Origin of the sequence: Streptomyces sp. NPDC021115, from assembly GCF_044333065.1 — a bacterium.
Lineage (GTDB): Bacteria > Actinomycetota > Actinomycetes > Streptomycetales > Streptomycetaceae > Streptomyces.
Genome location: NZ_JBIRQF010000005.1, coordinates 522,658 through 543,191 on the forward strand (window position 1 = coordinate 522,658; position 20,534 = coordinate 543,191).

At 73.2% G+C, this 20,534-nt stretch carries 18 protein-coding genes; 8 read left to right on the forward strand and 10 right to left on the reverse strand.

Annotation, left to right across the window (positions count from 1 at the left end; translation table 11 throughout):
* The first annotated feature begins 92 nt into the window (after positions 1–92).
* The 3 genes from ACH4TL_RS19900 (at position 93) to ACH4TL_RS19910 (ending at position 5,951) form a co-directional block, all read left to right on the forward strand.
* Positions 93–4,529: an HAD-IC family P-type ATPase gene (locus ACH4TL_RS19900; RefSeq protein WP_398315813.1), complete on the forward strand. Its 4,437-nt coding sequence runs from the start codon at positions 93–95 to the stop codon at positions 4,527–4,529.
* A gap of 91 nt (positions 4,530–4,620) precedes the next feature.
* Entirely contained in the window at positions 4,621–4,860 is a 240-nt protein-coding gene (locus ACH4TL_RS19905; RefSeq protein ID WP_398316061.1) for a DUF6296 family protein, read from the forward strand.
* Positions 4,861–4,961: 101 nt separating this feature from the next.
* Positions 4,962–5,951, forward strand: coding sequence for a sigma-70 family RNA polymerase sigma factor (locus ACH4TL_RS19910; RefSeq protein ID WP_398315815.1), 990 nt, complete (start codon positions 4,962–4,964; stop codon positions 5,949–5,951).
* Here ACH4TL_RS19910 and ACH4TL_RS19915 read toward each other — a convergent pair.
* Complete coding sequence (locus ACH4TL_RS19915) at positions 5,862–6,272, reverse strand: STAS domain-containing protein (protein WP_398315817.1); 411 nt, start codon at positions 6,270–6,272, stop codon at positions 5,862–5,864. The genes ACH4TL_RS19910 and ACH4TL_RS19915 overlap by 90 nt on opposite strands.
* Positions 6,273–6,398: 126 nt before the next feature.
* On the opposite strand from ACH4TL_RS19915, the gene ACH4TL_RS19920 reads away from it, so the two are divergent.
* Positions 6,399–6,857: a GNAT family N-acetyltransferase gene (locus tag ACH4TL_RS19920; protein WP_398315819.1), complete on the forward strand. Its 459-nt coding sequence runs from the start codon at positions 6,399–6,401 to the stop codon at positions 6,855–6,857.
* Positions 6,858–6,923: 66 nt separating this feature from the next.
* On the opposite strand, the gene ACH4TL_RS19925 is transcribed toward ACH4TL_RS19920, so the two are convergent.
* The 3 genes from ACH4TL_RS19925 to ACH4TL_RS19935 all read right to left on the reverse strand — a co-directional run bounded on the left by ACH4TL_RS19925 (position 6,924) and on the right by ACH4TL_RS19935 (position 9,542).
* On the reverse strand, positions 6,924–7,631 hold the full coding sequence (locus ACH4TL_RS19925) for a glycoside hydrolase family 75 protein (protein ID WP_398315821.1): 708 nt from the start codon (positions 7,629–7,631) through the stop codon (positions 6,924–6,926).
* Between the two features lie 144 nt (positions 7,632–7,775).
* The gene (locus tag ACH4TL_RS19930; RefSeq protein ID WP_398315823.1) at positions 7,776–8,618 is read right to left on the reverse strand and encodes a ketose-bisphosphate aldolase; all 843 of its coding nucleotides are present in this window, start codon (positions 8,616–8,618) and stop codon (positions 7,776–7,778) included.
* Between the two features lie 30 nt (positions 8,619–8,648).
* The gene (locus tag ACH4TL_RS19935) at positions 8,649–9,542 is read right to left on the reverse strand and encodes an SIS domain-containing protein (protein ID WP_398315825.1); all 894 of its coding nucleotides are present in this window, start codon (positions 9,540–9,542) and stop codon (positions 8,649–8,651) included.
* Positions 9,543–9,685: 143 nt separating this feature from the next.
* On the opposite strand from ACH4TL_RS19935, the gene ACH4TL_RS19940 reads away from it, so the two are divergent.
* Positions 9,686–10,483, forward strand: coding sequence for a DeoR/GlpR family DNA-binding transcription regulator (locus ACH4TL_RS19940; protein ID WP_398315827.1), 798 nt, complete (start codon positions 9,686–9,688; stop codon positions 10,481–10,483).
* Between the two features lie 45 nt (positions 10,484–10,528).
* Here ACH4TL_RS19940 and aroQ read toward each other — a convergent pair whose 3' ends face one another.
* Positions 10,529–11,002: a type II 3-dehydroquinate dehydratase gene (aroQ, locus tag ACH4TL_RS19945; protein WP_398315829.1), complete on the reverse strand. Its 474-nt coding sequence runs from the start codon at positions 11,000–11,002 to the stop codon at positions 10,529–10,531.
* Between the two features lie 188 nt (positions 11,003–11,190).
* On the opposite strand from aroQ, the gene ACH4TL_RS19950 reads away from it, so the two are divergent.
* Both ACH4TL_RS19950 and ACH4TL_RS19955 read left to right on the forward strand, forming a co-directional pair.
* Positions 11,191–11,550 (forward strand): L-rhamnose mutarotase, encoded by a 360-nt coding sequence (locus tag ACH4TL_RS19950; protein ID WP_398315831.1) that lies wholly within the window; start codon positions 11,191–11,193, stop codon positions 11,548–11,550.
* Between the two features lie 199 nt (positions 11,551–11,749).
* Complete coding sequence (locus ACH4TL_RS19955; RefSeq protein ID WP_398315833.1) at positions 11,750–13,444, forward strand: S1 family peptidase; 1,695 nt, start codon at positions 11,750–11,752, stop codon at positions 13,442–13,444.
* 95 nt (positions 13,445–13,539) lie between these two features.
* Here the strand turns inward: ACH4TL_RS19955 and ACH4TL_RS19960 are convergent, their stop codons facing one another.
* Both ACH4TL_RS19960 and polX read right to left on the reverse strand, forming a co-directional pair.
* The gene (locus ACH4TL_RS19960; RefSeq protein ID WP_398315835.1) at positions 13,540–14,334 is read right to left on the reverse strand and encodes a uracil-DNA glycosylase; all 795 of its coding nucleotides are present in this window, start codon (positions 14,332–14,334) and stop codon (positions 13,540–13,542) included.
* Positions 14,334–16,076 (reverse strand): DNA polymerase/3'-5' exonuclease PolX, encoded by a 1,743-nt coding sequence (polX, locus tag ACH4TL_RS19965; protein WP_398315837.1) that lies wholly within the window; start codon positions 16,074–16,076, stop codon positions 14,334–14,336. The genes ACH4TL_RS19960 and polX overlap by 1 nt, the downstream gene beginning before the upstream one ends.
* A gap of 171 nt (positions 16,077–16,247) precedes the next feature.
* Here polX and ACH4TL_RS19970 point away from each other — a divergent pair, with 171 nt between their 5' ends.
* The gene (locus ACH4TL_RS19970; protein WP_398315839.1) at positions 16,248–17,405 is read left to right on the forward strand and encodes a hypothetical protein; all 1,158 of its coding nucleotides are present in this window, start codon (positions 16,248–16,250) and stop codon (positions 17,403–17,405) included.
* 391 nt (positions 17,406–17,796) lie between these two features.
* Here ACH4TL_RS19970 and ACH4TL_RS19975 read toward each other — a convergent pair whose 3' ends face one another.
* From ACH4TL_RS19975 to ACH4TL_RS19985, 3 genes are all read right to left on the reverse strand, one after another.
* Positions 17,797–18,474 (reverse strand): HdeD family acid-resistance protein, encoded by a 678-nt coding sequence (locus ACH4TL_RS19975; RefSeq protein WP_398315840.1) that lies wholly within the window; start codon positions 18,472–18,474, stop codon positions 17,797–17,799.
* A gap of 112 nt (positions 18,475–18,586) precedes the next feature.
* Positions 18,587–19,423 (reverse strand): SDR family oxidoreductase, encoded by an 837-nt coding sequence (locus ACH4TL_RS19980; protein WP_398315842.1) that lies wholly within the window; start codon positions 19,421–19,423, stop codon positions 18,587–18,589.
* A 154-nt stretch (positions 19,424–19,577) separates the two neighbouring features.
* Positions 19,578–20,402, reverse strand: a complete 825-nt coding sequence (locus tag ACH4TL_RS19985; RefSeq protein WP_398315844.1) for a SigB/SigF/SigG family RNA polymerase sigma factor — start codon at positions 20,400–20,402, stop codon at positions 19,578–19,580.
* Positions 20,403–20,534: the final 132 nt, after the last annotated feature.

Here is a 20,534-nt window from a genome sequence, read left to right on the forward strand (position 1 = left end):
GTTTCGGAATCTTCTTCCTATTTCAGGGTAATCGGAATCAACCGGACGGGCCGCTCCACGCGAAAACCGCGGGAACCACGGAGGTCTCACCGATGACGACGCTGCCTGGGCTGCACCTGTTGAGCCCCCCGGGGCTGGAACCGCTCACCCACACCGTGGCCACCCGGGTACGGGACGCCGTCGGCGCGGTCAACCGGCTGGTCCACCCGCCCCGCCGCGGGGTGTGGTCGTACCCGGGCCGCTACTACATCGAGGTGCACGGCGTGCACGGCATCGGCGGGGAGCAGGTGGCGGCCCGGGTGGAACAGGCCCTCGAAGGACATCGGGGCGTGCTGTGGGCCCGGGTCAACGCGCCCTCCGAGCGGGTCGTCGTCGCCGTCACGAAACCGCCCCCGCGCCTGGTGGAACTGGTCGCCCTGATCGAGCGCGCGGAGACCCGCGGTCCCGCCGTGCCCACCGAGGAGTTCGACGAATGGGCCCCGGAACCACGCCACCCCTCGGGCGGGCCGCGGGAGGCCCAGTCGCTGGCCGTGGTCGCCGCGGACGTCCTGGGCCTGAGCGTCGCCACCGCGCTGCGGCTGGTCCCGTGGCTCAGGCTCCCGACCGAGGCGAGCGCGGCCCTGTCCGCGATCCAGAACCACCCCCGGCTGCGCAGGCTGGCCCTGGCCGTCACCCGCGGGGAGTCCACCGAGGCGACCTTGCCCGTGCTGAGCGCGCTGACCCAGGGCGTGGCCACGCGCGGCGGCGGGCTCGTCCTCGACCTCGCCCAGCGCGTGGCCCTGTGGCGGGAGGCCGGTGCCGAGGGCGAGGCATGGGCGGCGATGGAGCCGCATCTGGTGCACGGACCCCAGGACGTGGCCGCGGAGCCCATCGTGGTGGAGCGGCCAGGACCCACCCCCAGGGACAGCATGGAGCGGTTCGCGGAGCGGTCCATGGCCGCCGGAGCGGTCGCCGGTGTCCTCGCCGCCCCGTTCGCCGGACCGCGCCGCGGGCTGGCCGTCGCGTTCTCGTCCATACCGAAGGCGCCCGGCGCCGGGCGGGAGGGATTCGCCACCAGCCTCGGCCGGTTCCTGGCCGTGCGCGGCGTCCTGGCCATGGACCGCAGCGCCCTGCGGCGGCTGGGCCAGGTCGACACCGTGGTGCTCGACGAGGCGGCGCTGCGCGGCGACCGCTACGAACCCGTCGACCTGGAACTCCTCGGCGGCGCCGACCCCGAGCAGGTCGCGGAACGCCTCTTCGACCTCTTCGACCCGGACGAGCCCTTGGCGGTCCGGCGCGACGACGGATGGGTGCTGGGGCCGCTGGACCAGCTGGAGCTGACCGGCCGCACCGGCCGCCACACCGCGGCCAGGCTGCGCCGCAAGGGCAGCGAGCGGACCCTCGGCCTGGCCAGGGGACACCGGCTCCAGGCGGTCGCCGGGCTCGCCGCCCAGGCCGTCCCCGGCGCCGAGGCGGTGGCGGCGGCCGCCCGCCGGGCGGGCGCCCGCATCGTCCTGGCCATCGACCGCCCGCCCCCGACGGCCTTCACCTTCGCCGACGCGGTGGTACCGGCGGGCCGCCGCCTGGTGGCCTCCGTACGCGCCCTCCAGGCCGACGGCGCGGTCGTCATGCTGCTGTCCGGGAACCGCCGGGCCCTGGGCGCCTCCGACTGCGGAGTCGGCATCCACCGCGAGGGCGAGCCCCCCGCCTGGGGCGCCCATCTGCTCGTCGGCGCCGACCTGGACTCGGCCGGGATCATCGTGGACGCGGTCGGCGTGGCCGCCCAGGTGGACCGGGAGAGCGCCCTGCTGTCGGCCGGTGGCAGCGGCATCGGCGCGGTCGCCGCACTCAAGGCCCCCCGGGCGCAGGCCACCGCGCGCGGCGCGGCGGCCGGAACCACCGCCGGGGCCATGGCGTTCGGCCTCGGCAACTGGCGCGCCCGGCAGCTGCTGTCCCGTCCGCTGGTGCCCCCGGTGACCACCACCCCCTGGCATCTGATGCCCGTACCCCGGGTGCTGGAGCGCCTGTCGGCCGACGCCGAACAGGGGCTGACCCCGGAGCAGGCCGCCACCCGGGCGGGCAAGGCACCCACCCGCACCGGAGAGCCGACCGGCACCAGCCTCCCGGCGGCGTTCATCGAGGAGCTGGCCAACCCGCTCACCCCGGTCCTCGCCGCCGGGGCCGCGCTCGCCGCCGCCGTGGGGTCGCGCACCGACGCCGCGCTGGTCGCGGCCATCACCGCCACCTCGGCGCTCGTCGGCGGCTTCCAGCGGGTCAGGACCGAGCGGGCGCTCGCCGAGCTGTTCGCCCGGTCCGCGGTCGGCGCCCGGGTACGCCGCGGCGGTACGGAACGCCTGGTCACCGCCGGGGACCTGGTCCTCGGGGACATCATCGCGCTGGGCCCGGAGGACGTGGTCCCGGCCGACTGCCGGGTGCTGGAGGCCGACGGGCTGGAGGTCGACGAGTCCTCGCTGACCGGCGAGTCCCTGCCGGTGGCCAAGAACCCGGCGCCCGTGGTCGCCGCGCACCTCACCCAGCGCCGCTCGATGCTCTACGAGGGCACCACCGTCTCCGCCGGGCGCGCCCAGGCCGTCGTCGTCGCCACCGGGCCGTCCACCGAGGTGGGCCGCAGCCTGGCCACCGCCCGCCGCGCCGCACCCGTGACCGGTGTCGAGGCGCGGCTCACCTCGCTCACCCGCTCCAGCGTCCCCATCGCGCTGGGCTCGGCCGCCGCCGTGTCCGCGGCCGGGCTGTTGCACGGCCTCCCGCTCAGCGAGAACCTGGCCTCGGCGGTCAACCTCGCCGTCGCCTCCGTACCCGAAGGGCTGCCGTTCCTCGTCAACGCGGCACAACTCGCCGCCGCCCGGCGGCTGGCCGATCTCGGCGCCCTGGTTCGCAACCCGCGCACCATCGAGGCGCTCGGCCGCGCCGACGTGCTGTGCTTCGACAAGACCGGCACCCTCACCGAGGGCACCCTCCAGCTCGCGGCGGTCAGCGACGGCGGCGGCCCGCAGCTCGTCGACCGGCTCGACACCCCGCGCAAGGACGTGCTCGCGGCGGCCCTGCGGGCCACCCCGCCCGCCCGTCAGGCCGAGCCCATGGCGCACCAGACCGACCGCGCGGTCATGGCCGGGGCGCGCCGCGCCGGGGTCGCGGTGCGCCGCGGGGCACCGCGCTGGCGGCGCACCGACGCGCTGCCCTTCGAGCCCTCCCGTGCCTATCACGCCACCGCCGGGGCCACCGCGCGCGGCACCCTGCTGAGCGTGAAGGGCGCCCCGGAGAGCGTGCTGGAGCGCTGCGTCCGCAGGCAGCCGCCCGGCGCGGCGGCGAGCACCGCCCTGGACGACGGCGAGATCGCCGAACTGACCGCGGCCGCCGAGGAACTGGCCGGGGCCGGGCGCCGGGTCCTGGCCGTGGCCGAACGTTCCATGCGGGCCGGGGAGCAGCTCACCGACGACTCCGTACGGGACCTGGTCTTCCGCGGGTTCGTCGCGCTGGCCGACCCGGTGCGCACCAGCGCCGCTCCCGCCACCGCGCGGCTGCGGGAGGCGGGCGTGCACACCGTGATGCTCACCGGCGACCACCCGGCCACCGCCGAGTCCATCGCGGCCACCGTCATCGCGGCCACCGAGCTGAAGGTGCGCACCGGGCCGGAGCTGGACGAGATGGACGACGCCGAGCTGGACGAGCTGCTGCCCACCGTGGACGTCATCGCCCGGTGCAGCCCGCACCACAAGGTCCGCATCGTGCAGGCGTACCAGCGCCTGGGCCGGGTGGTGGCGATGACCGGCGACGGCGCCAACGACGCCCCCGCGATCCGGCTCGCGGACATCGGGATCGCCCTGGGACGGCGCGGCACCCCCGCCGCGACCGCCGCCGCTGATCTCGTCGTCGGCGACGACCGGCTGGAGACGATCGTGTCGGCCCTGATGGAGGGGCGGGCGATGTGGGCCTCGGTCCGGGCCGCGCTCGCCATCCTCATCGGCGGCAACCTCGGCGAGGTCACCTTCAGCGTGCTCGCCTCCGCGATCGCGGGCAGCACCCCGCTCACCGCCCGGCAGATCATGCTCGTCAACCTGCTGACCGACCTCGCGCCCGCGCTCGCCATCGCGGTGCGCGAACCGACCGGGCACACCGGCGAGCGGCTGCTCAAGGAGGGCCCCAGCCGCTCCCTGGGCACCGCGCTGAACCGGGAGATGATGCTGCGCGGCATCATCACGGCCGCCGGTGCGGGCGTCGCGTGGACGGGCGCGCGGCTCACCGGCCGCAAACGCCGGGCCGGCACGGTGGCGCTCGTCGCCCTGGTCGGTACGCAGCTGGCGCAGACCCTGGCCACCGGGGGCCTGGACCGGCACGTGCTGGTCGCCGGGCTCGGCTCGGCCGCGGTGCTCGCGGGCATCATCCAGACGCCGGGCGTCAGCCAGTTCTTCGACTGCACCCCGCTCGGCCCGCTCGCCTGGGGGATCACCCTCGGCTCCATCGCCGCGGCCACCGTCATCGGGTCGGCCATGACGCCGCTGGCGCGCGGCGCGGTCGCCCCGGAGTCTTGAAGAGCACCCCCTTGCGGTGACGCGTCTGTTCGATAGTGTTGATTGTCCAGGTTTGAGGCGAGGGGGTGGAGTCGTGCGGGAGGAGGGCATGATGTCGCGACGAGACAGGTATGAGCTGATATTCGCCGATCCGGTCGCCCCGGAGTCGGAGGCCGAGGACGTCGTGATGGTGCACCGCACGGACTCCAGCGGCCCCGGCGGACACCCCGTCTACGCGGACGACACCGGCATCGTGCGCGCCGAGATCAGCGACCGCGCCGAGGTGCGGATGATCGCCAGCGGCGGGCACCAGGTGCATGCCTCGATGGTCCGCGCCCGGCCGGTCGGCTGACCCGATTTCGCCGGATTGCGCAGGTCAGGGACTTTGTCGGTGCCGCGCGCTAGCTTTCCTCCCATGGGAGTCCGCAGAAGCAGAACGATCGAGGTGCGTCGATGAGTGATGTCGCGGCAGTGGACGGCACGGCCGGTGTCGAGCTCCAGCTGGAGCCGTACCGGGTCCAGCTCACCGGCTACTGCTACCGGATGCTGGGCTCGGCGTTCGAGGCGGAGGACGCCGTGCAGGAGACGATGGTCCGCGCCTGGCGGGGCCTGGACCGCTTCGAGGGCCGGTCGGCGCTGCGCTCGTGGCTGTACCGCATCGCCACCAACGTCTGTCTGGACATGCTGAACGGGAGCAAGCGCCGGGCCCGCCCGATGGACCTCACCGCCGCCTCCTCGGCGACCCCCGCCACCCTCACCATGCAGCCCGAGGTCACCTGGGTCGGCCCCGTGCCCGACGGGCAGGTGCTGGCCGACGGCGGCGACCCCGCCGAGGTCGCCGCCCAGCGGGACGCGGTGCGGCTGGCGTTCGTGGCCGCCCTCCAGCACCTGGCCCCGCGCCAGCGCGCGGTGCTCATCCTGCGGGAGGTGCTGGCCTGGAAGGCCGCCGAGGTCGCCGAGCTGCTGGACACCACGGTCGCTTCGGTCAACAGCGCGCTCCAGCGTGCCCGGGCCACCCTGGCCGCGAGCGACATCAGCGACACCGACCCGGTCAAGCCGCTGGATGAGGAGCAGCGCGCGCTGCTCGCCCGCTACGTGGACGCCTTCGAGCGCTACGACCTGGACTCCCTCACCTCGCTCCTCCACGAGGACGCCACCTTGTCCATGCCGCCGTACGAGCTGTGGCTGCGCGGCCACGACGACATCCGCACCTGGCTGCTGGGGCACGGCATCGGCTGCCGCGGCTCCCGGCTGGTCCCTACCGTGGCGAACGGGGCGCCCGCCTTCGGCCAGTACCGGCCGGGCGAGTCGGGCGGCGCCCATGAGCCCTGGGCGCTCCAGGTCCTGGAGATATCAGCCGGGCGGATCACCGGGCTCAACTCCTTCCTGGACACCGAGCGGCTGTTCCCCCTGTTCGGCCTCCCAGCCCGGCTCGATCCGTAACGTCGCGGGCGCGGTCAGCACCTCCTCCAGCCCCGCCCGGGCGAGTATCGCGGCCAGCTCGCCGCCGGTGTTCGCCAGCTTCATCTCCCGTCCCAGGCGGCGGGCGGTCAGCCGCAGCCTGGCCAGGGCCTCGACCATGGCCAGGCCCGGCCGGCGCGCCGCGCCCACGTCGACGGTGACGGGGCCGGGCGCGCTGTGGAGCGCCAGCTCGCGCAGCCATTCGCACAGCCGCTCCACCTCGGCGCGGGTCTCCGGCGGCCGGTCGAGGACCAGGACGGCCGGGGGAAGCGCGGGCGGGCTCTCGGGCTCGGGACCGGCCAACGTCCACCTCCAGTTGTGGGCCGCGCGGGGCACGCGCGCTCAACAGATAAGGACCGTCGGCGCCGGGGAAAGTCATCGCCCCACCGGGCGATGACCCCGTGGGGGAGCCGGTGCCACGATCGGCGCATGACGACACGACGGCTGAGAGCCGGGCGAGAGGAGGAGGCCGGGGCGCTGACCGAGCTGGCGCTGCGGTCGAAGGGCCACTGGGGGTACGACGAGGAGTTCCTGACCGCTTGCCGGGCGGAACTGACGATGCGCGAGGGCGAGCTGACGGCGCGCCGGACCACGGTCGCCGAGGAGGACGGGCGGGTGCTGGGGTTCGCCACCCTGGAGGGCACCGCCCCGCAGGGGTGGGTGGGCATGCTGTTCGTCGACCCGCCCGCGATCGGCCTCGGTGTGGGGCGGCTGCTGTACGGGCATGTGCTGCGGACGGCGGGCCGCCTCGGCTTCACCCGGCTCACCATCGACGCCGATCCGTATGCCGAGCCGTTCTACCTGGCCATGGGCGCGCGGCGCATCGGCGCCGCCCCCTCGGGCTCCATCCCGGGCCGGATGCTGCCGCTGCTGGAGGCCATTCCGTGACGCCCGCGGCCGCCGGGCCCGGGAGCGGGTCCGGCGGCCGCGGGCACTGCGGGCCGGGACGGGGCGTCAGTTGCCCTGGACGAACTGCTTGGCGAGGCCGTCGCCGACCGAGACCGCCTTGTCGTGGTTCTCGATGGGGGACACGGAGGAGTTCTTGAACAGGATGTACGTCACGCCCGACTCCGCGCCGCCCGTCTCCGGGTCGGGGTCGATGCCGAGCGCGTTGGCCGTGGCGTAGGACGCCTCGCCGATGATCTTGGTCGGGCCGGTGTCGCCGACCACCGCGTACTCGACCTTGTTGTTGTAGATGACGGCGACCACGCCGCCGCCCTTGATGCCGGACTTGGAGTAGTCCCAGGTGGAGCTCTTGCTGGGCACCACCACATAGGGCAGCTTGTCGGCGATCAGGGGCTTTCCGTTCGACTGGTGGAAGGCCGTGTCGTCCTGGAACCACGGGTCGGTGTCCTCGTTGCACTTGGAGGTCACCTGGCCGTCGCAGTCGACGTCCATGTCCGCCTTCCAGAACACCGCGCCGCCCGCGTCACAGACCGGCACGGTGGCCGACGTCTCGTCGTCGGTGCGGTACTTGCCGCTGGATATCTGCGAACAGTTCTTGACCTTGTCGAGTAACTGCGCCGCCGTGACGGAGCCTTCCTTGACCGAAGCGGCCCCGGGGGCGGGTGCGGGGCCCCGGGTGGTGGCCTGGGCGCCCGCGGTGAGGGAACCGGCCAGCAGCCCGGCGCCGGCCAGTACGAACGCGAGTCGTGTGCGCATGGGACACCCCTCTGTTAGGAACCTTTCCTAACCTCCACCGCATGGTGGCGAGCTGAGGGGAGCATGTCAACAGTGGGCGCACGTGGTCCCGGCGCGGACGCACGGTGCCGATGCGGGCGTACGGGCTCAGTGCGGCGGGCGGGCTCAGCGCGGCACGGCGCGCACCAGGGCCAGCAGCCGGGTCACCTCGCGCGCCACCGCGTCCCGCGCCGCCGCGACATAGCGGCGCGGGTCGACCACCTCGGGATGGTCGGCGAGATGGTCGCGGATCGCCCGGGTGTAGGCCACGTTCAGGTGCGTGGCGATGTTCACCTTCGTCAGGCCCGCCGCGACCGCCCGGGTCAGATCCGCCTCGGGCACCCCGGAGGAGCCGTGCAGCACCAGCGGCACGGGCACGGCCGCGCGCAGCGCCGCGATCAACTCCAGGTCCACCACCGCCTCCTTGACCACCATGGCGTGCGAGGTGCCCACCGCGACCGCGAGCGCGTCCACGCCCGTCGCCGCGACATAGGCGGCGGCCTCGGCCGGATCGGTCCGGGCGCCGGGCGCGTGCACCCCGTCCTTGCCGCCGACCTCGCCCAGTTCCGCCTCGACCCACACCCCGGCGGCGTGGCAGTCCGCGGCCACCGCCGCGGTGGCGGCCACATTGCCGTCGTAGTCGCGTGCCGAGGCGTCGAACATCACGGACCCGAAGCCGAGCCCGAGCGCCTCCCGCACCAGCCCGGGTCCGGTGGCATGGTCCAGATGCACCGCGACCGGGACCCGCGCGCCACGGGCGACCTCGACGGTGGCCCGGCCGATCGCGGTCAGGGCGCCGTGATACCGCACCGCGTTCTCGCTGATCTGGAGGATCACCGGAGCCCCGGCCGCCTCCGCCCCGGCCACGATCGCCTGGGCGTGCTCGATCTGGATCACATTGAACGCACCCGCGCCGAGCCCGCCCCGTACGGCGGGCCCGACGATCTCAGCGGTGGCCACCAGTGGCATGGCCCGCCTCCCTTCCCTCGCCCCGCGCGCTCAACCGAGGATCACCGAGCGGGTGAGGTTCCGGGGCCGGTCGGGGTCGAGGCCGCGAGCCTCTGCGATCGCCACCGCGAGCCGCTGCACCAGCACCAGTTCGGCCAGCGGATCGCGGCCGTACCCGACGAGACGGCCACCAGGCCCGGTGACCTCCTTCTCCGCCAGCCCGGACGGGCCCTCGCCGAGCCACCACACCACGCTGCGCGGCCCGGTGACGCTGATCGGCCCGTGCCGGTACTCCATCACCGGATACGCCTCGGTCCACGCGCCCGCGGCCTCGCGCATCTTGAGCGCGGCCTCCAGCGCGATGCCGTACGTCCAGCCGCGCCCCAGGAACGTGAACTGGCCCGCCTCCGCGAGCCCGTCGGGCAGCGGCGCGGCGAGCGCCGCCGCACCGTCCTCGACGAGGCTGTCCACGTTGTGGCCCAAGTGAGCACGCAGCAGGGCTAGTTCACTGGTCGCCCAGCGGGTCTGCACGACCGACCGCTCATCCGCGAAGTCGAGCACGATCGCCGCGTCGGCCAGACCGGTGACCGGGGAGTCGGGGACCGCGGTGATGACGGTGGTGGGCACCCCGCCCGATATCCGGCCGAGCAGCGACAGCACCTCGGTCGTGGTCCCCGACCGGGACAGTGCGAGCACCCGGTCGTAGGCGCGCCCGGTCGGCATCTCCGATGCCGGGAACGCGTCCGTCTCGCCCTCCCCCCTGGCCTCGCGCAGCGCCGCGTACGCCTGAGCGATGAACCACGACGTGCCGCAGCCGACGACGGCGACCCGCTCACCCGTCCGGGGCAGCGCCTCGCGCACCGGCCCGTCCGGGTCCCGGGCCAGTTCGATGGCGCGCCGCCAGCAGTCGGGCTGGCTCGCGATCTCGCTCTCGGTATGGCTCATGGAGCTCCCCAGTCCGATGGGTGCGGATGCTCGAAGATGCTTCGTACAGTCCGATAATGCGCACGATATTGCAGCGAAGTCCAGAGTGCGGACACCCGGGGTAGGGTGAGCCGCGACGGTACGACGGGGGTCGAGGAGACGGCGTGAAACGGCCCGAGCGCTGGAACGCCCTGCTGGAACTGCTGGCCAGGGACGGCAAGGTCGAGGTCGAGGAGGCCGCCGCCGAGCTGGCGGTGTCCGCCGCCACCATCCGGCGGGACCTGGACGAACTCGCGCAGCAGCAGATGCTCACCCGCACCCGCGGCGGCGCGGTCGCCCACCACATGTCGTACGACCTGCCGCTGCGCTACAAGACCGCCCGGCGCGCCTCGGAGAAGCAGCGGATCGCCGCCGCCGTCGCCCGCATGGTCGAACCCGGTGCGGTCGTCGGCCTCAACGGCGGGACGACCACCACCGAAGTCGCCCGGGCCATCGCCACCCGCGGGGAACTGTCCGGCCCCTCCGCCGCCGAGGGCGGCGGACCTGCCGTCACCGTCGTGACGAACGCCCTGAACATCGCCCATGAGCTGGCGGTGCGCCCGCACATCAAGATCGTGCTCACCGGCGGGGTGGCCCGCCCCCAGTCGTTCGAGCTGATGGGGCCGCTGGCCACCGGGGTGCTGGCCGAGGTCTCCCTCGATCTGGCCGTCATCGGCGTGGACGCGCTGGACCCCGAGCGGGGCGCCGCCGCCCACCACGAGGGCGAGGCCAGCATCAACCACCTCATGGCCCGCCGCGCCGCCCGGGTGGTCGTGGCGGCCGACAGTTCCAAGCTGGGCCACCGGGCGTTCGCCCGGATCTGCGCGCTGGAGGAGATCGGGGTGCTGGTCACGGACACCGGCGCCACCGAGGAGGCCATCGCCCCGTACACCGAGGCCGGTGTCCGCGTCATCCGGGCCTGAGGGGCCGGGGCCCGGCCCTCAGGTCTTCGTGCCTTACTTCGGGCCCTACTTCTTCAGGGCCGCGAGCAGCGTGGCGGCCCGCTCCACCGCGAAGGCGTAGCCCTGGATGCCGCAACCGGCGATCACACCGCTGGCGAGCGCGGAGACATAGGAGTGCTGCCGGAACGGCTCGCGCTGGTGGATGTTGGAGATGTGCACCTCCAGGATCGGCATGTCGTCGCAGGTCGCCAGCGCGTCGCGGAGGGCCACCGACGTGTGGGAGTAACCGGCCGGGTTGATGATGACGGCCGCGTGCCGCTCCCTGGCCTCCTGGATCCAGTCGATCAGCTGACCCTCGTGGTTGCTCTGCCGGCAGTCGGTGGTGAGCCCGTGCCGGGCGGCCGTCTCCGCGACCAGCTTCTCGATGTCGGCCAGGCTGTCGGTGCCGTAGATCTCCGGCTGGCGCCGGCCGAGCAGATTCAGGTTCGGCCCGTTGAGAACCAAGAGCGTGGAACGGTCGCGCACGGGGGTGTCTGCCATGGCGTCGGGGTCCTTCCGTGGTGGTCGGCGGCGGGTACGGCTCCGCGAGGCATCGTAGATCGCGGCGCCCCCTTCCAGCGCACGACGGGACAGGAGACGAACACGCCGGACCGTTGGCGGCGGGGGCCGGAGAGGGCAGAGTGGCTGCGGGCATATGCCGTGACGAGAGTGGATGAAGGGAGACACCGATGCGCGTGGCGCTGCACTCGGTCCTCAAGGAGGGCCAGGAATCGGGCTACGAACGGGAGCACGCCACCGTTCCGGCGGACCTGCTGGAGTCGCTGGGGCGGGCCGGGATCACCAACTGGCGGATCTGGCGCAGCGGGCGCCACCTCTTCCACCTCGTGGACTGCGAGGACTTCGCCGCGGCGATGGCGGCGCTGGACGAGGACCCGGTCAACCACCGCTGGCAGGAGTTCATCGGCGCCTACGTCGATCACTTCGAGACCACGGCGGGCTCCCCGGCCGAGGGATCGGCGCAGATGGCCCTGGGGGAGGTGTGGGAGCTGCGCGCCCAGGCGGCCCAGGGGAGCGGGAACACGGCCTGAGGGTGCGGAACCGGCGGACCCTACCGCTCCGGATCGTTCGGCGCAGCCATTCATCACACTGTGAGTCATGGTGAGAACGAAGTAAACGCGCCCCCGTACTGGTTGGTGGCCCTGCGCGAGGGCGCGGCGGAACGCAACAGGCGCTCCGCAACGTCCCGCGCCCCCCTACTGGAGGTCAGTGTTGAGCCACCACCGACGTGTGAACAAGCGGACCCTCGCCGTTTCCGGCGCTGCTGTCGTCGCGCTCGGGGCAGCCGCCCTTCTGCTGCCCAATGCCAATGCGAGCCAGGACAAGACGACGGACGTGAAGACCTTCTCGTCCCCGTCGGCAGTGAAACTCGCGAGGAGCCTCGCCTCAGACCTCGGTGACAACGGCGCTGGCTGGTACTTCAACAACGACACGAGCCAACTGGTCATGAACGTCATGACCGAGGACGCGGCGAAGACCGTGGAAGCCCAGGGCGCCGTCGCCAAGATCGTGCAGAACAGCATGTCCGAGCTGACGGCCGCCACCAAGACGCTGAGCACCGACGCCTCGGTGGCCGGTACGGCCTGGTCCATCGACCCGGTGACCAACAAGGTCCGGGTGACCGCGGACAAGACCGTGACCGGCGCCAAGTGGGACACGCTGACCAAGGCCACGGACGCGATGGACGGCATGGTGACCGTCCAGCGGACGAAGGGTGAGTTCAAGCGGTTCGACGGCGGTGACAACGGCCAGACGGGCGCCAATGGCGGCGGCGGTGCCGGTGAGGCGGCGGGCGACGCCGCGGGTGACGCGGCCGCTGGTGGCGCCGGGGACGCCGCGGGTGCCGGTGGCGCCGGTCAGGCGGGTGCCGGTGGCGCGGGCGATGCGGCGGCCGGTGGTGCCGGAGACGCGGGTGCGGGTGGCGCCGGGGACGCGGGTGCGGGTGGCGCGGGTGGCGCGGGTGACGCGGCCGGTGGGGCCGGGGACGCCGCGGGCGGTGCCGGTGGCGCGGCCGGTGGTGGCGACGCGGCGACCGGCGGTGTCGTCGGTGGTGATGCCATCTTCGGCGGTGGCGCCCGCTGTTCCCTCGGCTTCAACGTCAGCGTCGACGGCGCTCCCGGCTTCCTGACCGCGGGCCACTGCGGCAACGAGTCCGAGACCTGGACCGCGGACCAGGCGGGCGCGCAGGCGCTGGGCACGGTCCAGGACACCAAGTTCCCCGAGACCGACTTCGCGCTGGTGATGTACGACGACGCGACCACCCAGCCGGAGAGCGCGGTCAAGCTCGCCGACGGCACGAACCAGGCGATCGGCCGGGCCGTCGAGGCCAGTGTGGGCCTCAAGGTGCAGCGCTCCGGCAGCACGACGGGCGTCAGCGACGGCGAGGTCACGGGCCTCAACGCCACGGTGAACTACGGCGGTGGCGACATCGTCAACGGCCTCATCCAGACGAACGTGTGCGCGGAGCCGGGCGACAGCGGTGGCGCGATGTTCGCCGGGGACGCGGCGGTCGGCCTCACCTCGGGCGGCAGCGGCGACTGTACCCAGGGCGGTGAGACGTTCTTCCAGCCGGTGACCGGAGCCCTGGAGGCCACGGGCGCGGTGATCGGCGCCGGTGACGCTGGCGCGGGCGACGCGGGTGCCGCGAACGCCGGTGCCGGTGGCGAGGGTGCCGCGAACGCGGGTGCGGGCGATGCAGGCGCCGCGAATGCCGGTGCGGGCGATGCAGGTGCTGCCGGTGCCGGTGCCGGTGACGAAGGCGCCGCGAACGCCGGTGCCGGTGGCGAGGGTGCCGCCAACGCCGGTGCGGGCGATGCGGGTGCCGCCAACGCAGGCGCCGACGCCGGTGCGAACGCGGGCGCCAATGCCGGTACGGGCAACGCCGACCAGAACGGCGCCGCCGCCGGTGGTACCGGGGTCAACTGACCCGGGCCACCCCCTGAACGAGGCCCCGGGCGCCCTCCTGCCCCAGTGCCCGGGGCCTCACCTTCTTAACCGCCCCCTCCCGCACGCCGCGCCGCTCAGCCACCCCCGGTGGCGGGGTCCAGCGGAGTGGCGGGCGGGGGCAGCAGTCCGGCCGCCTCCGCCGCCGCGCCGAGCACATCGTGCAGCATGGCCGGGGTGAGGCGGCCGGTGAAGGTGTTCTGCTGGCTCACGTGATAGCAGCCGAACACCCGCAGCGGGGCGCCCCCGTCGGCGGCCTCCAGCGTGATCCGCGCGCCGTGGCCGAAGGCGGGCCGCGGCCGGGGCACGGTCCATCCGGCGGCGGCCAGCGCGGGCAGGGCGGCCTGCCAGCCGAACGCCCCGAGGACCACCACCGACCGCAGGGTCGGCCGCAGCAGCCGCAGTTCCCGCTCCAGCCACGGACGACAGGTGTCCCGCTCCCCGGGCGTGGGGCGGTTGGCGGGCGGGGCACAGTGCACCGGCGCGGTGATCCGTACGCCGCGCAGCGCGAGACCGTCGCCGCGGTGGGTGGCGGTGGGCTGGTTGGCCAGGCCGACCGTGTGCAGCGCCGCGTACAGGAAGTCGCCCGAGCGGTCGCCGGTGAACATCCGGCCGGTGCGGTTGGCGCCGTGCGCGGCCGGGGCGAGACCCACGAGGGCGAGCGCCGCGTCCGCCGGGCCGAATCCGGGCACCGGACGGGCCCAGTAGTCCCAGTCGGCGAAGGCGGCCCGTTTGGAACGGCCCACCTCCTCCCGCCACGCGACCAGCCGAGGGCAGGCCCGGCACCGGCAGATCCGCTCGTCCAGTTCGGCGAGGGTACGGGCGCCGGGCGCCCGCCGGGCGGGCTCTGCAAGGGAATCCGTAGCGCTCATCAGCCGCGCGGGTGCCCCGATCCCTTGCGCAGGAAACGCCGCAGCCGGGTCAGCGGCCAGGTGTTGATGACATCGTCGGTGGTCAGCCAGGCGCGCTGGGCCATGCCCACCCCGTACCGCGGATTGGCGAGGTCCAGCGTGGAGTGCGCGTCGCTGTCGATGGCGAACACCACGCCGTGCTCCTTCGCCCGCAGGATGTGCTCGTCCGACAGGTCCAGCCGGTCCGGATGCGCGTTGATCTCCAGCGCGGTACCGGTACGGGCACACGCGGCGAACACCGCGTCGAGGTCGGCGTCGACCCCGGGCCGCTTGCCCAGGATGCGGGTCGTCGGATGGCCGATGACGTTGACGTGCGGGTTCTCGCAGGCCCGCAGGAACCGCCGGGTCATGGTGTCCCGGTCCTGGCCGAACTGCGTGTGCACCGAGGCCACGCACAGATCGAAGCCCTCCAGGAAGTCGTCGGGCCAGTCGACCTCCCCGTCGGCGTCGATGTTCAGCTCCACACCGTGCAGCAGCCGCATGTCGCGGCGGCCGCGCCCGCGGTCCATGGCGCGCAGCCGCTCCCGCTGGGCGAGGATCTTCTCCTTGGTCATCTGCTGCATGTACAGCTTCGGCGCGTGGTCGGTGACGGCGTAGTACGCGTAGCCGCGCCGCTCGGCCGTGGCGATCATGTTCTCCAGCGGTTCGAGGCCGTCGGTGAGATCGGTGTGGGTGTGCAGATCGCCGCGTAGATCGGACTCGCTCACCAGCGGGGGCAGCCGTCCCTCCAGCGCGGCCTTCACCTCGCCGCGGTCCTCGCGCAGGGTCGGCGGGATCCAGTCCATGCCGAGCCGCGCGTACACGTCCTCCTCGCTGCGGGAGGCGATCTTCTTTCCGCTCTTGGTCTCGAAGAGCCCGTATTCGGAGAGCTTGAGGCCGTGGCGCACCGCGATCGCGCGGACGCGGATGTTGTGGGCCTTGGAGCCGGTGAAGTACAGCAGCCCCGCGCCCCAGGAGTCGAGCGGCAGCACCCGCAGATCCACCTGGAGCCCCTTGGTGGTGCGGATGGAGGTCTTCTTCTCGCCGTGCGCGATGATCTCGGCGGTGTACGGGAGCGCGGTGAACGCCTCCATGAACGGGCCCGATTCGGCCGCCGCCACCAGGATGTCCACATCGCCCACGGTTTCCCTCATCCGGCGCAGCGACCCCGCGTACGTCACCCGCTCACAGCCCGGCACCCGGGACAGCGCGGCCACGATGTCGTCGGCGACGTCCATGGCCGTATCGAGCGGGACCCGGCCGCCGGCGGCCCGCAGCAGCCCGATGCCGTGCAGGATGTTCTCCTCGGACTTCGGCCCGAAGCCCTTCAGGTCGCGCAGCCGGTGTTCCTCGATCGCGGTGGCCAGCTGCTCGACGGAGGCGATGTCCAGCTCCTCGTACAGCAGCATGGCCTTCTTCGGCCCCAGCGCCGGGATCGCGGTCAGCTCCCGCACCCCGGCCGGGATCGCGGCGCGCGCCTCCTCGACGGCGGGCACATGCCCGGTGCGCAGATACTCGACGACCTTCTCGGCGATCGACTTGCCGACGTTGGGGATCTCCCGCAGGCCCTTCACGTCGAGCCCCGCCACATCGGCGGGATGTCCGCCGATCGACCGTGCGGCCTTCTCGTAGGCGCGCGCCCGGAACGCGTCCCCGCCCGTGATCAGGAGGAGATCGGCGTACTCGCGCAGGAGGGCTTCGACCTCCTCGTTGGAGCGAGCCATGAGACAGATTCTAGTCGCGGCACGGCCCGACCGCCCTGGCGATCCCGAGGCGCTGGAGGGATGCTTGGTTCGTGAAGCGCCCCACAGGCAAGCGCCCCACTCGGCCGAAGTGGCGCGGCGATCCGGACGCCCGTCCGGGTCGTGTGTTTCCCCGGTTTTTTGGGGGAGGTCATGGACGTTGGATTCCTGAAGCCGTTGTTCGATCGTCCCGGTCCGTGGGCGTGCGTCTACCTCGACACCTCGCGTGCGACGGAGGACGCCCCCACACGGCGCCGGCTGCGGGAGCGGTTCGTGGCCGGTCAGCTGACCGCCCAGGGTGCCGACGCCCGCACCCGTGAGGCGGTGGTGAGCAGACTGGCCGGTGAGCGGGCGGCCACCGCGTCCGCCGGACGGGCGCTGTTCGCGGCGGACGGCGAGGTGGTGCTCGACCTGCCGCTGGCCGCTTCCCCGGGCGACGTCGTGACGTCGTGGTCGCCGCTGCCGCGGGTGGCGCCGCTGGCGTCGCTGCGCGGCGAGTGGCCGTCCTGCCTGGTGGCGTACGTCGACCGGACAGGCGCCGACCTGGAGCTGCGCGACGAGGACGGCGCCCGCCGGGTGTGCCGCGCCACGGGCGGGACGGAGCGGGGCCGCCGCCACCGCTCGATGCCGGCCGACCGGTACGAGTGGCACTACCGCAACCGGGTCGAGAACGGCTGGGAGCACACCGCGGACCTCGTCGCCGAGGAGCTGGTACGGCAGTGGCCGGACAGCGGGGCGCCGCTGCTGGTCCTGGCGGGCGATCCGCGCGAGCGCAGGGCCGTACGCGACCGGCTGCCCGAGCCCCTGCGGGACCGGGCGGTGGAGGCGCGGCACGGCAGCCGGACGCCGGGATCCGCCCGGGAGCTGCTGGAGGCGGAGATCGACCACGCCCGCGCCGACCACGCCCGGGCCCATCTGGAAGCCGTGCTCGATCTCTTCCGCGCCGGGCGCGGCCGCCCCGGCGGGCACGCCGTGAGCGGCCACGACGGCTCCGCGCCGAGCGGGGCGGCGGAGGGGGTGCCCGCGGTGGTGGAGGCGCTGCGCAGCCATCAGGCGGCCACCCTGCTGCTGGGGCAGGTGGGCGGCGACATGCGCCACGAGGTGTGGATCGGCCCCGGCGCCGATCAGGTGGCGGTGCAGCGGGCCCAGGTGCGGGCGCTGGGGGTGAGCGCGCCCGAACCGGCGCGCGCGGACGACGCGCTGATGCGGTCGGCGGCGGTGGCCGACACCGAGGTGCTGCTCGTCCCCGAGGGCGTGCCGGGACCGGCCGGGGGACTGGGCGCGGTGCTGCGGTGGCACGGACGGGGCTGAACGGCGTCAGAAGCCCCTGGGTGTAAGCGCCCTGAAAGCATGTCGAAAGTTATTTTCCCGGCGAGTCAGACACATGAGGGAAGTTCACACTTTTGTATGCTTTCTTCAGCGTGTCATTCCCCCTGTCGGACAGTCACTGTCCGTACGGTCACGAAAGGGGTTCCATATATGCAGACGATGGAGGTCCGCCCACCCGTACAGAGTCGTTCGAGTAGTAGATGGCGTCGATACGGTCGACTCGCCGCCGCCAATTTCGTGCGCGGCGCGTCCTATGCAAGCGGCACCGCGGCCATCGGCCTGATGGCGTGGTGGGTGCAGACTCACTGACCCCCCCTGGCTGTCGCGACAGCCGCTCGGGGCGGCTGTCGCGGCGTTTCTTTACGGCTGCGTTCTACGGCTGCGGATGGGGCTGCTGACGGAACCGGAAGCCGTGATGCGCCTTCTTGCCGGGGGCGTGGCCTCCGAGCCGGGCCCGCAGCTGGAGGCCGTGGACGACCTCGATGATGCCCAGGATCAGCAGCCACACGCCGGTCACCAGGGTGAGCGCGGCGATGGAGCCGAAGGGCGCCACGATCAGCACGATTCCGGCCAGGGCGCTGATGACACCGAAGAAGATCTGCCAGCCGCGGGCGGGGATTCCCTCGTCCTGGACGGCCGTGACGGTGTGCATGACACCCCGCAGCAGCCAGGCGAAACCGATCCACAGGGCGAGCAGCAGGACCGACTGGGCCGGACCCCGGAAGCAGAGCAGACCGAGGAACACGCTCACCGCGCCGCTGATGAAACTGAGCGCGCGCATCGACCGCGGGATATGCGCCCCGAAGGCCGCGACCAGCTGAAATATGCCGCTGACCAGCAGATAGACACCGAACAGGGCGCCGACCACGGCCAGCGTGGCCGCGGGCCACACCAGCACCAGCAGCCCCAGCACGATCGCGACCAGGCCCGCGGTCAGCAGCACCTGCCAGGCGGCGTCGGACAGGGTGCCCAGAACGCCGGGGAAGGGCTCGTCCGTGGAGCGCTCGTTCCGCTGACCGGCGTCGCGCGAATTGTCCGAGGGGAACGTCATCGTCGTCCACCTCCTCGAGGGAACAGTGACACCCCCATCGTTACTCCGCTCGCGTCGTATCGCCTGGTGGCGGCGGACCGCACCAGGTCAGGGGCCGTCGCGGCCGGCCTGGTCAGCCGCCCGTCGCGAAGCCGGGGAAGAGGGTCATCCCGCCGTCCACGTACAGCGTGGTGCCCACCACGTAGTCGCACAGGTCGGACGCGAGGACGACGGCGGCGTGCGCGATGTCCTGCGGGTCGCCGATCCGGCCGTACGGGATCAGCTTCAGCAGGGAGGTCCGGGCGTCCTCGGTGTCCCACGCGTCGCGGTTGATCGGAGTCCGGATGGCGCCCGGCGCGATCGCGTTCACCCTGATCTTCTCCGGCGCCAGCTCCTGCGCCATGGTCTGCATCATCATCGCCACGCCGCCCTTCGACGACGCGTAGTTCACATGACCGGCCCAGGGGATGATCTGATGGACCGAGCTGACGCAGATGACCTTCCCGGCCGCCCGTGACACCTCCGGGACGACACCGCGCTGCCGGAACTCCTTGACCGCCTCCCTGGCGCACAGGAACTGACCGGTCAGGTTGACGGAGAGCACCTTGTCCCAGTCCGCCAGCGTCATCTCCACCGTGGGGGCGTCACGCTGGAGGCCCGCGTTGGCGACCAGGATGTCGATCGTGCCGAACCGGTCGACCATGGTGGACACCATGGCCACCACCTGGTCCTCCTGCGACACATCCGCCTGGTGGGCGTAGGCCCGCACCCCGTGGCCCTCGACCTCCTTCACGACGGCCTCGGCGGACGGCCGGTCGGAGACATAGTTGACGACGACATCCGCACCGGCCCGCCCCAGGGCAATCGCGGTCGCCTTGCCGATGCCCGAGTTGGCCCCGGTCACCAGGGCCTTCTGGCCCGGGAGGAGCTTGAGGCCGGACACCGCGGGCAGGCCTGGGGGAGTGGACACGGGCGTTCTCCTTCGCTGGGCAACGGTGAGCCGCGCCCCGACCCTCGCAGCTCCGAGCCGGTCCCGTCGCTCTCCACGGTGCCGCGGTCACCCGCTGAGGCGATGCACATCGTTCCAGCGGCGCAACGCGGGGGAGTGGCGGGCGGCGCGCCGTTCAGTTGGCGCTCGCCTCGGCCAGGGCCTGGGCGCGCAGGGTCGAGCAGGTGCGGTTGATGAGCCGGGAGACATGCATCTGGGAGATGCCGAGCTGTTCGGCGATGCGGCTCTGCGTCATGTCGCAGAAGAACCGCATGTAGAGGATCTGCCGCTCGCGGTCGGGCAGCCGTCCGAGCCCGGGGCGCACCGCCTCGCGGTCCACCACCCGGTCGTACGCGGGCTCCGGGCCGCCGAGCGTGTCCGCCAGCGAGTAGCCGTCGTCCGCGCCGGTCAGCTGGGCGTCCAGGGACAGCGGGGTGAAGCTGCCCATGGCCTCCATGCCGATGCGCACCTCCTTCTCGGTGAGACCGGTGCTCTCGGCGATGGCCTCGGTGGGCACGCTGGCGTCGTCGAGGGAGCGGGACAGCTCCCGGTGCGCGGTCCGCACCCGGTTGCGCAGCTCCTGGACCCGGCGCGGGACGTGCAGCACCCACAGGTGGTCCCGGAAGTGGCGCTTGATCTCGCCGACGATGGTGGGCACCGCGAAACCCGCGAACGCCGTGCCGTGTTCGGGGTCGTACCGCTTGACGGCCTTCACCAGGCCGAGCGCGGCCACCTGCTCCAGGTCCTCAAGGGATTCGCCCCGGTTGCGGTACTGGCGGGCCAGCCGCTGCGCCATCGGCATCCACGCCTCCACCACCCGCTGCCGCAGGGCCTCCTTGGCGGGGCCGTCGGGGAGGCGGGCCATCTCGTGGAACTCGGCGCTGGTGTCGGGGGCGTCGTCGTGCGGGTGCTTCGAGGAACCGGACCGGGGACGCGCCACGTGCTGCGCTGCGGTCGTCATGTCACACACCTCCTGCGATGGGCTGACGGGTCGCCTGGGACCGGGTCGTTGCCATGCGGGAGCGCGCAGAACACGGACCGGTGGCCGCACCCTGGAGCGGTCGGACTGCTCCCGCGGTGTGTGCCTCCGGTC

What these genes read in the sequence shown, in the direction of transcription:
- ACH4TL_RS19935 (WP_398315825.1), bottom strand. Translation starts at nt 9,542, where the DNA reads ATGAGCCATACCGAGAGCGAGATCGCGAGCCAGCCCGACTGCTGGCGG.
- aroQ (WP_398315829.1), bottom strand. Translation starts at nt 11,002, where the DNA reads ATGGCAGACACCCCCGTGCGCGACCGTTCCACGCTCTTGGTTCTCAAC.
- ACH4TL_RS19950 (WP_398315831.1), top strand. Translation starts at nt 11,191, where the DNA reads ATGCGCGTGGCGCTGCACTCGGTCCTCAAGGAGGGCCAGGAATCGGGC.
- ACH4TL_RS19975 (WP_398315840.1), bottom strand. Translation starts at nt 18,474, where the DNA reads ATGACGTTCCCCTCGGACAATTCGCGCGACGCCGGTCAGCGGAACGAG.
- ACH4TL_RS19900 (WP_398315813.1), top strand. Translation starts at nt 93, where the DNA reads ATGACGACGCTGCCTGGGCTGCACCTGTTGAGCCCCCCGGGGCTGGAA.
- ACH4TL_RS19905 (WP_398316061.1), top strand. Translation starts at nt 4,621, where the DNA reads ATGTCGCGACGAGACAGGTATGAGCTGATATTCGCCGATCCGGTCGCC.
- ACH4TL_RS19920 (WP_398315819.1), top strand. Translation starts at nt 6,399, where the DNA reads ATGACGACACGACGGCTGAGAGCCGGGCGAGAGGAGGAGGCCGGGGCG.
- ACH4TL_RS19985 (WP_398315844.1), bottom strand. Translation starts at nt 20,402, where the DNA reads ATGACGACCGCAGCGCAGCACGTGGCGCGTCCCCGGTCCGGTTCCTCG.
- ACH4TL_RS19930 (WP_398315823.1), bottom strand. Translation starts at nt 8,618, where the DNA reads ATGCCACTGGTGGCCACCGCTGAGATCGTCGGGCCCGCCGTACGGGGC.
- ACH4TL_RS19970 (WP_398315839.1), top strand. Translation starts at nt 16,248, where the DNA reads ATGGACGTTGGATTCCTGAAGCCGTTGTTCGATCGTCCCGGTCCGTGG.
- ACH4TL_RS19960 (WP_398315835.1), bottom strand. Translation starts at nt 14,334, where the DNA reads ATGAGCGCTACGGATTCCCTTGCAGAGCCCGCCCGGCGGGCGCCCGGC.
- polX (WP_398315837.1), bottom strand. Translation starts at nt 16,076, where the DNA reads ATGGCTCGCTCCAACGAGGAGGTCGAAGCCCTCCTGCGCGAGTACGCC.
- ACH4TL_RS19925 (WP_398315821.1), bottom strand. Translation starts at nt 7,631, where the DNA reads ATGCGCACACGACTCGCGTTCGTACTGGCCGGCGCCGGGCTGCTGGCC.
- ACH4TL_RS19910 (WP_398315815.1), top strand. Translation starts at nt 4,962, where the DNA reads ATGAGTGATGTCGCGGCAGTGGACGGCACGGCCGGTGTCGAGCTCCAG.